The following is a 15,706-nucleotide window of genomic DNA, read 5'->3' on the forward strand; positions in this document are numbered from 1 at the left end:
GGTTCCTACACCTACACCCTCAACCCGGCCGGGCAGGCGTTTTATGACCTGCATGGCGGCGGCAACGGCATCGAGACCTTCAGCTACACCCTGACCGACGCCGACGGTGATGTCAGCACCGCCAACCTGGTGCTGAACATCAGCAACCTCAACGACGCGGTGACGCTCGACGGTCTCAACGTCAACGGCGGCGAGCTGACCGTGTTCGAGAAGAACCTTGGTGACGGCAGCAACCCGGACACGCCAGCACTGACGCAGAGCGGTACTTTCACGATCAACGCCCCGGATGGTTTGCAGACCTTGACCGTGGGCGGTATCAGCGTGGTCAGTGGCGGGGTGGCCAATGGCTTCCCGCAATCGGCTACCAGCGGTCTGGGCAACACCCTGACCATCACTGGCTACAATCCGGCGACCGGCGTAGTCACTTACACCTACACCTTGCTGGATAACGAGGCGCACCCGAACGCCAACGGTGCCAACAGCCTCGGCGAAAGCTTTGCGGTGGTTGCCACCGACACCGATGGCAGCAGCGCCAGCGGTAGCATCGATGTGAACATCGTTGATGACACGCCGACGGCGGTCGCCGATAGCAACGCGACGACTGCTACCGAGCAGCAACTGACCGTCACCGGCAACGTGCTGACCAACGATATCCAAGGTGCGGATCGCGTCACCTCTGGCCCGATCACGGCCGGCACCTTCAGCGGTACCTACGGCACCCTGGTCCTGGCGGCGGATGGTTCCTACACCTACACCCTCAACCCGGCCGGGCAGGCGTTTTATGACCTGCATGGCGGCGGCAACGGCATCGAGACCTTCAGCTACACCCTGACCGACGCCGACGGTGATGTCAGCACCGCCAACCTGGTGCTGAACATCAGCAACCTCAACGACGCGGTGACCCTGAATGGCCTGAACGTCAACGGCGGCGAACTGATCGTCTACGAGAAGAACCTCAGTGACGGCAGCAGCCCGAACACCGGGTCGCTGACCCAGACCGGGACCTTTACCGTGTCGGCGCCCGATGGCCTGCAAACCCTCACCGTTGGTGGCATCAGCGTGGTTAGTGGCGGGGTGGCCAACGGCTTCCCACAGTCGGTCACTACTGTGCTCGGCAACACCCTGATGGTAACCGGTTACAACGCCACGACCGGCGTGGTGACCTACACCTACTCCCTGCTGGACAACGAAGGGCACCCAACGGCCAACGGCATCAATAACCTGACCGAAAGCTTCACCGTCAACGCGGTGGACACAGACGGCAGCAACACCAGCGGTAGCCTCGACGTGACCATCGTCGACGATGTACCGACGGCCGTGGCCGATAGCAACGCGACGACTGCGACCGAGCAGCAATTGACCCTCACCGGCAATGTGCTGACCAACGATACCCAAGGTGCGGATCGCGTCACCTCTGGCCCGATCACGGCTGGTACCTTCACCGGTACCTACGGCACCCTGGTCCTGGCGGCGAATGGTGCCTACACCTACACCCTCAACCCGGCCGGGCAGGCGTTTTATGACCTGCACGGTGGTGGCAACGGAACCGAGACCTTCAGCTACACCCTGACCGACGCCGACGGCGATGTCAGCACCGCCAACCTGGTGCTGAAGGTCAGCAACCTCAACGATCCGGTCACCCTGAATGGCCTGAACGTCAACGGCGGCGAGCTGACCGTGTTCGAGAAGAACCTCAGCGACGGCAGCAGCCCGAACACCGGGGCGCTGACCCAGACCGGGACCTTTACCGTGTCGGCGCCCGATGGCCTGCAAACCCTCACCGTGGGCGGTATCAGCGTGGTCAGTGGCGGGGTGGTCAACGGCTTCCCGCAGTCGGTCACCACCTTGCTCGGCAACACCCTGACGGTTACTGGCTACAACGCCACGACCGGCGTGGTGAGCTATTCCTACAAACTGCTGGATAACGAAGCGCACCCGAGCGGTAACGGCATCAACAACCTGACCGAAAGCTTCACCGTCAACGCGGTGGACAGCGACGGCAGCAACGCCAGCGGCAGCCTCGATGTGACCATCGTCGACGACGTCCCAACGGCGCGCGCCGACAGCGGCTCGGTGCTTGAAGGCGGCACCGTGGTGCTCAACGTGCTGAGCAACGACACCAAGGGCGCCGACGACCCCGGCAACAACGTAGTGGTTGGCGTGCGCGCCGGCACCTTCGCCTCGGCCAGCGGCTCGGTGAACAGTAGCGTCGCCGGCAGTTTCGGTACCCTGGTGCTGGATGCCGCCGGTAACGCCACCTACCACGCCAACCCGAACTCGGTGGCCCCGCCCGGTGCGCAGGACGTATTCACCTACACCATCCGCGATGCCGATGGCGACGAAAACACCACCACGCTGACCATCAACGTGCAGGATAGCTCGCCGGTCGCCAGCCCAGACAACGACATCACTGTGTACGAAAAAGCCCTGGACCTGAACAAGGATGGTCTCGACCTGGCGGCCGGTACCGTCACTGGCAGTGATCCGGGCAATACTGGCGAAACGGCCAGCGGCACCCTGGTGGGGGCGGTTACCGGTGGTTCCGGTGCGCTCAGCTACAGCCTGGTGAGTAACGCGGCGGGTGCCTACGGGCAACTGCAACTCAACCCCAACGGCACCTACACCTACACCCTGAGCTCGGCGCCGAAAACCCCGGGCAGCCCGAACGACGGGCCGAACGTGCTGACCGAAACCTTTACCTACAAGGCTACCGACGCCCTGGGCAACACCTCGCAAAGCACCATCGTCATCAATATCGTCGACGATGTGCCGAAGGCAGTCGATGCGCAGCGCTCGGTGACGCCGGGGCAGGTGGATTCGAACCTGCTGCTGGTCATCGACGTGTCCGGCAGCATGAACGACGCTTCCGGCGTGCCCGGCCTGACGCGTTTGCAATTGGCCAAGCAGGCGATCAATGCGCTGCTCGACAAGTACGACGACATGGGTGATGTGAAGGTGCAGATCGTCACCTTCTCAAGCGGTGCCAATGCGCCATCGGCGGTGTGGCTGACCGTCGATCAGGCCAAGACCCTGGTCAATGGCCTGAGTGCCGGCGGTTCGACCTACTACGACTCGGCGATCAACTCGGCGCAAAGCGCCTACACCACTGGCGGCAAGATTACCGGGGCGCAGAACATCGTCTACTTCTTCTCCGACGGTGAGCCGACCTCGGGCCACTCGATTACTGCAGTGCGGGAAACCCAGTGGGAAACCTTCCTTGATAGCAACGGGATCAAGTCCTATGCCATTGGCCTGGGCAGCGGTGTGAATGCCGGCAACCTGAACCCGCTGGCCTATGACGGCAGTACCCACACCGACACCAATGCGACCATCGTTACCGACCTCAACCAGCTCAATTCGGTGCTGTCGGGCACGGTGCAGGGCGCGCCGATCACTGGCAGCCTGATGAGTGGCGGGGTGTTTGGCGCCGATGGTGGGTTCATCAAGTCGCTGGTGATCGACGGTGCCACCTACACCTACGATCCGAAGGGCAATGCCGGGCAGGGTGCCTACAGTTTCAGCGGCGGCGCCGACCTTGGCGTATTCGACACCGGCACCAACAGCATCACGGTGAAGACCGCCATGGGTGGCAGCATTGTGGTCGACATGGATACCGGCGAATTTACCTACACACCGCCGAAGGACAGCGGCAGCAATCAGATCGAGCAGATCGGCTTCGTGGTCAGCGACAACGATGGCGACACCAGCAGTGCCACCTTGGCGATCAATGTGTACTCCAACGCCGCGCCAGTGGCGGGTGCCGATCATGTCATCACCAACATCCTGTCGGGCAGCATTACGGTGCCGGCCGAAGCGTTGCTGGCCAACGACAGCGATGCCAACAACGATCGCCTGACAGCCGCGCCGATCACCTTCAACACCGGCTGGGCGGCGCGCGGGGCGGACTTCACGGTGGGCAGCAGCACGCCGACCATTACCTTCAGCGGGACCAACAACGTGCTGGCCAACCAGCAGTTGGGCGTTGCGCGCAGCGCGTTCACCGGCACGGCGGCGTCGATGACCGCGGCGGTGGTAGTGGCCGGTTACCTGGGCGCGGTGAGCAACGCCAACGCCAACGACGAGGACCTGATCACGGTCACCCTCAAGGCGGGCGAGAAACTGACCCTGGATCACAACCTGGCAGCGTCCAACAACCTGCTGATGGAGTGGAAGGATGCCGGCGGCAGCTACCAGACCATCGCTGATGGCGGCAGCTTCACCGCCGCGCATGACGGGGTGTACACCATTCACCTGATCAACCAGGTCAACACCAGTGGCGGCAACACCAGCAACGCCGAGAACTACCAGCTGACCATGAGCATCAACTATGCCGGGGCGCAGGATGACACGCCGCAGTACAACGGCACCTACACCGTCAGCGATGGCCATGGCGGCACTGGCTCCGGTGCGGTGGACATCAGTTACCAGGCGGGCAGCGTACTGACCGGTACTAGCCATGACGACACGTTGATTGCCGGCAACACAGCGACCACGCTCAACGCTGGCGATGGCAACGATGTGCTGGTGGGGGGCAGTGGCAACGATTCGCTGTACGGCGGCGATGGCAACGACCTGTTGATTGGTGGCTTGGGGAACGACCTGCTTGACGGTGGGGCGGGCATCGATACCGCCAGCTATGCCAGTGCGGCGACTGCGGTGACGGTCAACCTGAATCTCGCCGGGCAGCAGAACACCGGTGGTGGCGGGCTGGACACCCTGGTGTCGATCGAGAACCTGATCGGCTCGGACTATAACGACACATTGACCGGGGACAACAACGCCAACCTGTTGATGGGCGGCAAAGGCAACGACACGCTGGTGGGCGGGGGCGGGGAGGACACGCTGATCGGCGGGCTGGGCGATAACACCCTGACCGGCGGGGCGGGGGCAGATACCTTCCTCTGGCAGCAGGGCAACAATGGGCATGATGTGGTGACCGATTTCACCCCCGGAACGGATCGGCTGGATCTGTCGCAACTGCTGCAAGGGGAGAACACGACGACCGCGTCGCTGGATGATTATCTGCACTTCAAGGTGACGGGGAGTGGGGCCAGTGTGGTTTCCACCATCGAGGTGAGTGCCGTGGCGGGGGCCGCGCCGACCCAGACGATCGACCTGGCCGGGGTGGACCTGGCTCAGCACTACGGGGTGACCGCCGGGGCCGGTGGGGTGATTGCGGCAGGCCAGGATACGGCGACGATCATTAATGGCATGCTGAATGATCATTCGTTGAAAGTTGATACGGTGTAAGGCGGGGATCGCTAGGGTAGCCAGCTCCCGCAACGTTGGGAGCTGGCTCTGCACCATGGGGGCCAGCCTTGCCGGCGATGCTCTTTATCTCAGTGAGCGAGGCCACTTCACCTTGGGCCTCACCCCACAGATCGCAGGCTCCACTCGGCCTCGGGTTAACGGGGCAGGTGGATCAAGATCAACAGCTGTGTTCGGCAGTATCCTACAAGTCGGATTGGGGTTTCCTAATTCCATGTAGTCCATTTCCCAAGCATACTTTGCGCCATTGCGTCCTATCTGGTCCGCACCTAGTCTTCGGCGGTCGCTGGCAAATCAGCGGCCGGTTTTGACAGACCGAATAGGATACAAGCACCGCATCAGCTCGCTTTATGGCAGCTGTGCGTGGGGCACATCCGTGTGCGCCGGGTTTCCTGTATCCCCTGGTCTGTCAACCCGCGTATAGCTGCCACCCATTTGTTTGACAGCGAATCCGTGGCAGTTCCATTAGTTACAGGAATCCGCCATGAAAAAACGCGTCCCCGATCCCCCTGTACTCAGTGTACGCCGTGGTTTGTCTCGTACAGAGGCTCTGGCTCATGCTGCTGAGCATCTGAATTGCGCCGTTAATATTGCCAAACAGGCAGTCAACCCTGATACGCCCAGCATGACATTGGTTCGCGCTGCGATCTTTCAGGTCGAAGTAGCTGCCGAGCTGGTCCAGGCATCGTTCAGTGCGCCTCCGGAACCACGTTGACGAACAAGCCAGAACACCGCAGAGCACAGAGTATTGCCAGCGCCCCATAGAGCAAATCCCGGAAAATCCAGGTCGCGCCTCAGGAAGGCCGCCGCAACGTCTTCTGCCGCAGGATATAGATTGTCACCAGCACTGCGCTGGTCAGCATGAACCCGCGAGCCCACGGCAACGGCACCAGATAACAGGAAAAGCCAATGCTCAACCACATCAGCCCAATAGCGTAAACCTTGCCCTTGAGTGGAATCCCTTCGCCACTGAGGTAGTCGCGAATCCATGGGCCAAGCTTCGGATGGTTCACCAGCCAGTGGTGAAAGCGTGGCGAGCTACGTGCAAAACACGCAGCGGCCAATAGCAGGAACGGGGTGGTCGGCAACACCGGCAGGAAAATACCGATCACCCCAAGCGCGACGCTGAGCCAGCCGATTGCCAGCAGCAGGTAGCGCACCGCCGCAAACTCAGTGGTGACGCGGCTTGAGCAGTGCTGGCTTCTCGTCTGGCGCGTGCAGCAGCAGGTACAGCGCGGTCAGCGCCTCCGGAATCTGCACGATCATGTCGTCCATCAGGTTGGCATCCTTGGCGATGTCTTCGAACTCCGGCTGCTCATCGAACAGACCCGAACCCACCATGATCGGCAGCAGCATCTCGCTGACTTCGTCTTCGGCCGTCTCGAACCAGGCCTCTTCACGCATGAATACGCCTTCCATGAAGCCGATGCACCAGCCGCGCAGGTCGGAGTCGTCCGGCTCGTCGCCCAGGTCCAGGTCGCACGGCAGCTCGAACTCCTCGTCGCTGGCCAACTGACGGGCAATGTGCGCCTTGAGCTGGATCAGCGTGGCTTCGATCTCTTCACGCTGTGCGTCGTCCTTGTAATGCGGGGCTTCGGCGAACAGGGCATCGATCCATTCGCGCTCGGGAACGGCCTCGGCACCAATCGACAAAGCGGTCAGGTAGCCGTGGGCGGCAACGTAGTCCAGCGCTTCCTCGTGCAGCTCGTCGGCGTCGAGGAAGGCTTGCAGGCGGGTCAATTGCTCAGCGAAGGACATTACAGGGCTACCTTGGGAATAAACGATGAACGAATTCTAGCATCTTGCAGCACCTGCAAGGCAAAGGATGACGCCTATCGCAGAGCGCCCTGCATAGCGCAACGCTCGGGTATACTGCCGGCCTTTTGTGCCCGGTCGTGCCGCAGAGGCCGGCCCGGTAAAAGCCGTTTACGCATTTTCAGGTGTAGCGGGGAAGGTTTTCATCCAGCCTGTGGCCAGGATGGTTTTGCGATTTATGGAGTTTTTATGCTCGAACAGGCTCAGCGCGTCCTCAAGGACATCTTCGGCTACGACAGCTTCCGGGGTCGCCAGGGCGCGATCATCGAACGCGTGGCCAAGGGCGGCGACGCGCTGGTCCTGATGCCCACCGGCGGCGGCAAGTCGTTGTGCTTCCAGGTTCCGGCGCTGCTGCGCGAGGGCCTGGCGGTGGTGGTTTCTCCCCTTATCGCACTGATGGAAGATCAGGTCGCCACCCTCGACGAACTGGGTGTGGCTGCCGCTTCGCTGAACTCCACGCTCAGCGCCGAACAGCAGCGCGAGCTGGCCGGGCGCATCCGTCGCGGCGAGCTGAAAATGCTGTATCTGGCCCCGGAACGCCTGGTACAACCGCGCATGCTCGACTTCCTGCGCGAACTCGACATCGCCCTGTTCGCCATCGACGAAGCCCACTGCGTATCGCAATGGGGCCACGACTTCCGCCCCGAATACCTGCAACTGGGCCAACTGGCCGAACTGTTCCCGCAGGTGCCACGGATCGCCCTGACCGCCACGGCGGACATGCGCACCCGCGAAGAAATCGTCAACCGCCTGCACCTGCACGACGCCGAGCGCTTCCTGTCGAGTTTCGACCGGCCGAACATCTTCTACCGCATCGTGCCCAAGGAACAGCCGCGCAAGCAGTTGCTGGCATTCCTCAGCGAGCGCCGCGGCAACGCCGGCATCGTTTATTGCCTGTCGCGCAAGAAGGTCGACGACGTCGCCGCGTTCCTCTGCGAGCAGGGCTACCCGGCACTGCCGTATCACGCCGGGCTGCCGGCCGAAACCCGCGCCTCGAACCAGCGCCGCTTCCTCAACGAGGAAGGCCTGATCATGGTCGCCACCATCGCCTTCGGCATGGGCATCGACAAGCCCAACGTGCGCTTCGTCGCTCACCTCGACCTGCCCAAGTCGCTTGAAGCCTATTACCAGGAAACCGGTCGCGCCGGCCGTGACGGCCTGCCCTCGGATGCCTGGATGGCCTACGGCCTGCAGGACATGGTGATGCTCAAGCAGATGCTGCAGAACTCCGAAGGTGACGAGCGGCACAAGCGCATCGAGCAGCATAAGCTCGACGCCATGCTCGCGCTCTGCGAAGAAACCCGTTGCCGCCGGCAAACCCTGCTCAACTACTTTGATGAAGAACTGCCGCAGCCCTGCGGCCATTGCGACAACTGCGTCGACGGCGTGCAAACCTGGGACGCCACCGAGCCCGCGCGTCAGGCGCTGTCGGCCATCTACCGCACCGGTCAGCGCTACGGCGTCGGCCATCTGGTGGATGTACTGCTGGGCAAGGACAACGAAAAAATCCGTAACTTCGGACACGAGAAACTCGCCGTGTATGGCGTCGGCAAAAGCCGTGCCGAGGCTGAGTGGCGTTCACTGTTCCGTCAGTTGGTGGCCCGTGGCCTGGCCGATATCGATCTGGAGGGCTACGGCGGCCTGCGCCTGTCCGACAGCTGCCGGCCACTGCTGCGCGGTGAAGTAACCCTGGAACTGCGTCGCGACCTCAAGCCGCAAACCAGCAGCAAGAGCAGCAGTTCCGGCAGCCCGGCCAGCCAGCTGGTACGTGGCGAAGAGCGCGAACAGTGGGACGCCCTGCGCGCGCTACGGCGCAAGCTGGCCGAAGAGCATGGTGTGCCGCCGTATGTCATCTTCCCCGACTCGACGCTGCTGGAAATGCTCCGCAGCCAGCCCAGCAGCCTTAGCGACATGGCCAGCGTCAGCGGCGTCGGTGCGCGCAAGCTGGAGCGTTATGGCCAGGCCTTCCTCGAAGTGCTTGGCGGCGAGGCCAAGGTCGAGGCGCTGGTTACCGACCTGCGCCACGAACTGATCAGCCTGGCCCGCGCCGGGATGACCCCGCTGCAGATCGCCGGGCAGCTCAATTGCAGTGAAAAGAACGTCTACAGCCTGCTCGCCGAAGCCATTGGCCGTCAGCAACTGGCGCTGGACCAGGCGCTCGACCTGCCGGAGGCGCTGATGGGCGAAATCCAGGACGCTTTCCTCGACGGCGAAGGCGAGCTGCCACCGGTTTCGGCCATCGCCGCGCAGTTCGGCGCGCGCGTGCCAGAGGGCGTGCTGTACTGCGTGCGGGCGGCACTGGCGGCCGAATTCGAGATGTAAGGGTTCCTCACAGCCATCATTTCTAACAATTGCGCGACAAACGCCATGGGCAGGCGTCTTGCCTAGAGTGCAACGGCATGGTTAGCTGCCTATTAATTAGATCTGATGATGAGTTACCTATGCCGTTGACCGATCAACACCGCTTCGGGATGCAGTTGGCCCACATGTCGCGTGGCTGGCGTGCCGAACTGGACCGCCGCCTGGCCGGGCTGAACCTGTCCCAGGCGCGCTGGCTGGTGCTGCTGCACCTGGCCCGTTTCGATGAAGCCCCCACCCAGCGCGAGCTGGCGCAAAGCGTCGGGGTAGAGGGGCCAACCCTGGCCCGTTTGCTCGACAGCCTCGAAGCCCAGGGCCTGGTCCGCCGTCAGGCGGTACTGGAAGACCGCCGGGCGAAAAAAATCTTGCTCTGCCCACCGGCCAAACCGTTGATCGAGCAGATCGAAACCATCGCCAACGCCTTGCGCGTCGAGCTGTTCACCGGCGTCGACGAGGAAGAGCTGCGCACCTGCATGCGGGTGCACGCGCGGATCCTCGCCAACCTGGAAAAATCCTGATCGACCTCAGAAGGTGTGCCCCAGGTTCAGGTACACCGCTTTTTCGTCCTCGTCGTTCACGCCATAGCTGAAGTTCAGTGGCCCCAGTGGTGTATCGAAACCGACGAAAATGCTCGCAGCATTGATGTAGCCGCTGTCGAATTCGTTGTCGTTGTTCCAGGCGCGGCCGCGTTCCAGCGAGCCGCCCAGGTACAGCGGGAAGTCCAGCGGCAGGTAGGCGCGTGGGGTCAGGCGACGGTAGTAGACCATCCGCAGCAGGCTGACGTTCTGCCCCGACACCGAGTTCTGGCGGAAGCCCGACAACTGCCGCGCGCCCCCCAGCACGAAGCTTGAGGTCACCACCTCGGCATCGTCGAGCGTGCGCCCGTAGCGGCCACCGAACACCCAGGTGTTCGGCCCACTGCTCAGCGCCTTGTCCAGCGTCAGGTCCCATTGCCGGTAGCGTTCGTCCGAGCCCAGGTTTGGCTCGAACTGGCGCAGGGTCAGGTTGATGTCTTCGCCACTGTGCGGGAAGTACACGTTGTCCAGGGTGTCGAAGGAATACTTCAGCTCGTAGAAGCCCTCGTTGAAGCTGACGTCGGGCAGGTCCTGCTCGCCGATCCGCACCTGCGCCTTGCCCCAGGCTTCACCGACGCCCAGGCGCACTTCACCGCTGGTGCCGATCTGCCGGCCGACGTTCAGGCCGAAGCCGTAGCGCTCCAGGCGGTATTCGGCAATCGGGTCGTTGTCCAGGGTGGCTTCGATATTTTGCGAGCCGAGCGCCAGGTACGGCGCCACGAAGTAGCGCGAACCGACATCCAGCGGTTGATAGAACTCGCTGTAGAGCTCCTGCTCGTCGCCGATCTGCGCGCGGGTCAGCCATTCGCCCCCGAGGCGGTTGATGCCGTTGACCCGGTAGCTGGCGCCGAGGTTGAAGGCGCTGTCGCCGCGCATGTCATCCGACAGGTTCAGGCCCAGGCGCAGGTAATCGGTGCCGCCGCTGCGGCCGCGGGCATTGATGACCAGGGTATTGTCGTTGCCCTTGTGTACCACGCGGTATTGCACGCGGTCGAAGTAGTCGAGGCCGTACAGGGTGCCCATGTCGGTTTGCAGGCGGTCCATTTCCAGCGGCTCGCCGAGCGGCTGGCGAATGTAGTAGCGGATGACATCGTCGCTGACCTTGGAGTCGTTCTCGATGCGGATCGCGGTGATCACCGGGGTACGCTGGCCCGGCGAGCGTGCCTGGGCCAGCTCGCCAGCGCTACCCTGTGGCTGGCGCAGCGTGGCCAGGCGTGCGTCGAGTACCTGGGTGGCACGGTAGCCGGCCTCGATCATCTCGGTGGCGCGGCCGAAATCGGTCACGCCGAAGCTCGCCAGCGACGGCTGGATCAGGATGTCGTCGCGGTGCAGCGCGGCCAACTGCTCCTCGGAGTTGCGCCGGGTCATCAGGGTGATCGACTGGTTGAGCACGTCGACCACGGTTGCCAGTTGCTTGCGGTTGCGCAGTGGCGTACCGATGTCGACCACGATAGCAATGTCGACGCCCATTTCCCGGACGATATCCAGCGGGATGTTGTCGACCATGCCGCCATCGACCAGCAGCCGCCCGTCCAGCTCGACCGGAGCGAACACCGCCGGGATCGACATGCTGGCGCGGATCACCTGGGGCAGGTGGCCGCGCTTGAACACCACTTTTTCGCCGCTGGCGATATCCGTGGCCACGGCGCGGAAGGGGATCGGCAGCTTGTCGAAGTCGCGGGTGTCGCTGGTGTGGGCCAGCAGGCTTTCCAGCAGCAGCGCCAGGTTTTGTCCCTGGATCACCCCCAGCGGCAGGCCCAGGCTGCCGTCGTCGCGAAAGCTCAGCTTCTGTTTCACCAGGAAGTCGCGGTCGTCCTGCTTGCGCCGGAACGGCACGTCCTTGCGCGGCGGGGCGTCGGACAGCGCCTGTTGCCAGTCGATCGACAGGGCGAGTTTTTCCAGTTCGTCGATCTTGTAGCCGGAGGCGTACAGGCCACCAATCACGGCCCCCATGCTGGTGCCGGCGATGGCATCGATCTTGATGCCTTGCTCCTCCAAGGCCTTGAGCACGCCGATATGCGCCAGGCCGCGGGCCGCGCCGCCAGACAGCACCAGGCCGACCTTGGGCCGGGTGGCCTCGGCGGCAGCGAGGGTGAAGGAGGTGAGGAACAGCAGCAGGCACAACAGCAGGCGTTGCATCGTGGCACTCGGAGCAAAGGCGAAAGACCGCTAGTATAAGCGCGCCTTCCCACAGCAGAGTGCACGCGAATGAGTTCGCCGAAAGCAGAAATCGTTATCACCTATTGCACCCAGTGCCAGTGGCTGCTGCGCGCTGCCTGGCTGGCCCAGGAACTGCTCAGCACGTTCGGCGACGATCTTGCCCGGGTGGCTTTGGAACCGGCCAGCGGCGGTGCCTTTCGGATTACCTGCGACGGCGTGCAGCTCTGGGAGCGCAAGGCCGATGGTGGTTTCCCCGAGGCCAAGGTGCTCAAACAGCGGGTTCGCGACCAGATCGACCCGCAGCGCGACCTCGGCCACAACGACCGCGCTTGAGCTCAACAGCCTTCGGCGGCCGGCGCCTTGCGTGGTGCCTGGCTGGCGGCCATGCGGCTGGAGATGACAATGGCGAGGATGATCAGCACGCCGCCGAGGAGCATGCGTAGCGTCGGCTGCTCGGCGAACACCAGCCAGGCCACGGCGATGCCGTAGACCGGCTCCATGGCGAACACCACGGCGGCGGTGCGCGCCTTGATCACCGCCAGGCTGGCGACGAACAGGCTGTGTGCGACAGCGGTACAGAACACCCCGAGCAGGGCGATCCACAGCCAGTCCAGAGGGCGCCCCTCGGCCAGTTGCGGGGCGGCGAACGGTAGCAGGCACAGCGCGACCACGGCGTTCTGCCACAGCGCCGCCTGCACCGCCGGAAGGCGTCCGCAGCCGGCGCGGTTGGTCAGCGACAGCAGCGAGAACAGTAGCCCCGAGAGCAGGGCCCAGAGCAGCCCGCCGGTGGCCTGGCTGGCCAGGTCGAAGTCTGGGGTGACCAGCACCAGGCCGACGCTGACCAGCAGCACCAGGATGGCTTCGTTGCTGCGGATGCGTTCGCGGAACAGCAGGCCTTCGAGCAGCACGGTAAAGGCCGGGAAGCTGGCAAAGCCGAGGGTGGCGATAGCCACGCCGGCGACTTTGACGGCGATGAAGAAGCTCACCCAGTGCCCGGCCAGCAGCCCACCGCCGAGGGCCAGGCGGCGCCAGTCCTGTGCCTGCAGGCGTTGCCAGCCTTGGCGGGCGATGCCGGTGAAGAGGGCGAGGGCGAGCACGGCGAAGGCCGCGCGGCCGAACACGATGACGCCGGGGCTGGTCTGGGCGAGCTTGCCGAAAACGCCGGTCAGGCCAAAGAACAGCGCGCCGATGTGCAGGGCGCCGAGGGCGGTGCGGTGGTTCATGGGGGGGCCTTGAAGGGTATGGGCGGGCCTCATCGTGGGACGAGCCTGCTCCCACAGTAAATTTCAGAGCCGTTGTGGGTGCGTGCTTGTCCCGCGACTGGATGCAGCCAGTTTAAAAGCCTTGTCGGCTACCTGTCTGTCGTCAGACTCCCGTTAATTGTCGTCAGGCTCGCGTCGCAACGCCCCAGGGCTGCGGCCGAAGGCTTTGAGGATTGCCGCCGCAAACGCGCTTTGCGAGCTGTAGCCCACCCGGTTGGCGACCTCGCCGATAGGCAGCAGTGTCGCCTCCAGCAACTGGCGTGCGCGCTGTAAACGGCGCTCGCGGATGTAATCCATTGGAGTCATGCCGCGCTCGCTGACAAACCGCGCATGTAGCCGGGCCACGGAAAGCCCGGCCAGCCGGGCCAGGTCGGCGACCTGCAGCGGATACGCGGCGTACTGCTCGATATGCGCGTCGAACGCCGCATATGGCAGGCCCTTGGCTGCCAGCGCCGCCGGCCGCTGGTTGAGGCTGGCCAGCAGCAGCACCGCGCCTTGCTCGGCCATCAGCGGGTCGGCCACTTCGCCGGCCGCCAGCCAGTCGACCAACTGCTGCTGGCGCGGGTCCAACTGCAGCGGGCCAGGGCGGTCAAGCAAGCGCTGGCAGCTATCGGCATGGGCGCCCAGGCTATTCGCCAGCCAGTGCCCCGGCGGCACGTCGAGCACCAGGCAATGGCTGCCAGCGCTGCTGCCGCAGGTGTGGTGGGCGCCCGCCGGTACCACCATCAGCGCCTGACGGTCGACCCGCAGGCCGCGCCCGTCGAGCTCGAAGTCCAGCCGTCCGCGCAGGCCGAACACCAGTTGCGGGTGCTCGTGCGTGTGCGCAATCAGTTCGTCGCGGTAATGGCGCAGGGAAAGAATCGAGTGGGCGCTCATGCTGGGGTCCTCGCGGGGCAGGGCGCCAGTGTAACGCGCAACTACGGTTCGTAGCCTGTCACCAAGCGGCAACCGCACGGTCACAACCACTTAACCGCTGACCGGCAAGCTGCGCAAAAGCCTACCGGAGCCTGCCGATGACCCATGCCGAGCTTGTCAAACCCTCGCGCAAGCAGCGTGTACGTACCCTGTGGATCTCCGACGTGCACCTGGGCACCCGCGATTGCCAGGCCGAGCACCTCTCGCAGTTTCTCAAGGGCTACCAGGCCGATCGCATTTACCTGGTCGGCGACATCATCGACGGCTGGAAGCTACGCGGTGGTATGTACTGGCCTCAAGCGCACAGCAACGTTATCCGCCGCTTGCTGACCATGAGCAAGCGCGGTACCGAGGTGATCTACGTCACCGGCAACCACGATGAATTCCTGCGCCGCTATTCCAAGCTGGTACTGGGCAATATCCAGTTGGTCGACCAGGCCGAACACCTCACCGCCGACGGTCGTCGCCTGTTGGTGATCCATGGCGACCAGTTCGACGTGATCACCCGCTATCACCGCTGGCTGGCCTTCCTCGGCGACTCGGCCTACGCGCTCACCCTTACCCTCAACCGCTGGCTCAACTACTGGCGGGCCCGCTACGGCTATGGCTACTGGTCGCTGTCGGCGTACCTCAAGCACAAGGTCAAGAGCGCGGTGAACTTCATCAGCGACTTCGAGGAAGCCATCGCCCACGAATGCGTCAGGCAGGGCTACCACGGCGTGGTGTGCGGGCACATCCACCATGCCGAGATCCGCAAGGTTGGCGAAGTGGACTACCTCAATTGCGGGGACTGGGTGGAGTCCTGCACGGCGCTGATCGAACACTGGGACGGCCATATCGAGCTGTTTCGCCTGGCCGAAGCACAGTTGCGCGGTACCCCGGCCGCCGCCGAGGCGGCCTACTGATTGATCCACACCGCCCTTGGCAAGCCTAGAACGCCACCTTGCCGCGGAGCATGTCGCGGTACATGGCGAAATCGCCGATCAGGCTGTACAGCGGATGCTTGAAGGTGGCCGGGCGGTTTTTCTCGAAGAAGAAATGCCCGACCCAGGCGAACCCGTAGCCGGCAAACGGCAGGGCGATTAGCACGCCCCAGCTGGCGCTGGCGACGGTATAGGCGAGCAGGGCGATGACCAGGCTGGTTCCGATGAAGTGCAGGCGCCGGCAGGTGGGGTTACTGTGCTCACCGAGGTAGTAGGGGTAGAACTCGGCAAAACTGTTGAAATGTGGGGGGCTGGTCACTGCGTTGCTCCCTGATTTGACGGAAATGACGAACACGCACGGCGTGGAGCCTGATCTCAGTCTAGAGTTGGGTGTCAGGATCGGCCAGTGACAATAGGCGCCACTTTAGTA

12 protein-coding genes are annotated in these 15,706 nt (G+C 63.6%); 6 read left to right on the forward strand and 6 right to left on the reverse strand.

The features are described 5' to 3' along the window. A partial coding sequence (locus tag DCO48_RS09185) for an S-layer family protein (RefSeq protein WP_116550291.1) occupies positions 1–5,250 on the forward strand: 5,250 nt, incomplete at its 5' end. Positions 5,251–5,752: 502 nt separating this feature from the next. Next, positions 5,753–5,983 carry a hypothetical protein gene (locus DCO48_RS22605; RefSeq protein WP_133247607.1) on the forward strand — a complete coding sequence of 77 codons (231 nt, stop codon included), beginning with the start codon at positions 5,753–5,755 and terminating at the stop codon, positions 5,981–5,983. Positions 5,984–6,062: 79 nt separating this feature from the next. Here the strand turns inward: DCO48_RS22605 and DCO48_RS09195 are convergent, their stop codons facing one another. Beyond that, positions 6,063–6,428, reverse strand: a complete 366-nt coding sequence (locus DCO48_RS09195) for a YbaN family protein (protein WP_116550293.1) — start codon at positions 6,426–6,428, stop codon at positions 6,063–6,065. Between the two features lie 10 nt (positions 6,429–6,438). Continuing rightward, the gene (locus DCO48_RS09200; RefSeq protein ID WP_116550294.1) at positions 6,439–7,026 is read right to left on the reverse strand and encodes a YecA family protein; all 588 of its coding nucleotides are present in this window, start codon (positions 7,024–7,026) and stop codon (positions 6,439–6,441) included. Positions 7,027–7,272: 246 nt separating this feature from the next. On the opposite strand from DCO48_RS09200, the gene recQ reads away from it, so the two are divergent. Both recQ and DCO48_RS09210 read left to right on the forward strand, forming a co-directional pair. Then, on the forward strand, positions 7,273–9,405 hold the full coding sequence (gene recQ, locus DCO48_RS09205) for a DNA helicase RecQ (protein ID WP_116550295.1): 2,133 nt from the start codon (positions 7,273–7,275) through the stop codon (positions 9,403–9,405). A gap of 119 nt (positions 9,406–9,524) precedes the next feature. Further along, entirely contained in the window at positions 9,525–9,959 is a 435-nt protein-coding gene (locus tag DCO48_RS09210; protein ID WP_116550296.1) for a MarR family transcriptional regulator, read from the forward strand. A 6-nt stretch (positions 9,960–9,965) separates the two neighbouring features. On the opposite strand, the gene DCO48_RS09215 is transcribed toward DCO48_RS09210, so the two are convergent. Beyond that, positions 9,966–12,155 (reverse strand): patatin-like phospholipase family protein, encoded by a 2,190-nt coding sequence (locus DCO48_RS09215; protein WP_116550297.1) that lies wholly within the window; start codon positions 12,153–12,155, stop codon positions 9,966–9,968. A gap of 69 nt (positions 12,156–12,224) precedes the next feature. Here DCO48_RS09215 and DCO48_RS09220 point away from each other — a divergent pair, with 69 nt between their 5' ends. Further along, positions 12,225–12,509 carry a SelT/SelW/SelH family protein gene (locus DCO48_RS09220; RefSeq protein ID WP_116550298.1) on the forward strand — a complete coding sequence of 95 codons (285 nt, stop codon included), beginning with the start codon at positions 12,225–12,227 and terminating at the stop codon, positions 12,507–12,509. Positions 12,510–12,511: 2 nt separating this feature from the next. Here DCO48_RS09220 and DCO48_RS09225 read toward each other — a convergent pair whose 3' ends face one another. Together DCO48_RS09225 and DCO48_RS09230 are read right to left on the reverse strand one after the other, a co-directional pair. After that, complete coding sequence (locus tag DCO48_RS09225) at positions 12,512–13,399, reverse strand: DMT family transporter (RefSeq protein ID WP_116550299.1); 888 nt, start codon at positions 13,397–13,399, stop codon at positions 12,512–12,514. Positions 13,400–13,552: 153 nt separating this feature from the next. Next, entirely contained in the window at positions 13,553–14,314 is a 762-nt protein-coding gene (locus DCO48_RS09230; protein WP_116550300.1) for an AraC family transcriptional regulator, read from the reverse strand. A gap of 137 nt (positions 14,315–14,451) precedes the next feature. Here DCO48_RS09230 and DCO48_RS09235 point away from each other — a divergent pair, with 137 nt between their 5' ends. Next, positions 14,452–15,258 carry a UDP-2,3-diacylglucosamine diphosphatase gene (locus DCO48_RS09235; protein WP_116550301.1) on the forward strand — a complete coding sequence of 269 codons (807 nt, stop codon included), beginning with the start codon at positions 14,452–14,454 and terminating at the stop codon, positions 15,256–15,258. Between the two features lie 25 nt (positions 15,259–15,283). On the opposite strand, the gene DCO48_RS09240 is transcribed toward DCO48_RS09235, so the two are convergent. After that, entirely contained in the window at positions 15,284–15,595 is a 312-nt protein-coding gene (locus tag DCO48_RS09240; RefSeq protein ID WP_116550302.1) for a DUF962 domain-containing protein, read from the reverse strand. Between the last annotated feature and the right edge of the window lie 111 nt (positions 15,596–15,706).

Source organism: Pseudomonas sp. SDI, from assembly GCF_003105155.1.
GTDB lineage: Bacteria > Pseudomonadota > Gammaproteobacteria > Pseudomonadales > Pseudomonadaceae > Aquipseudomonas.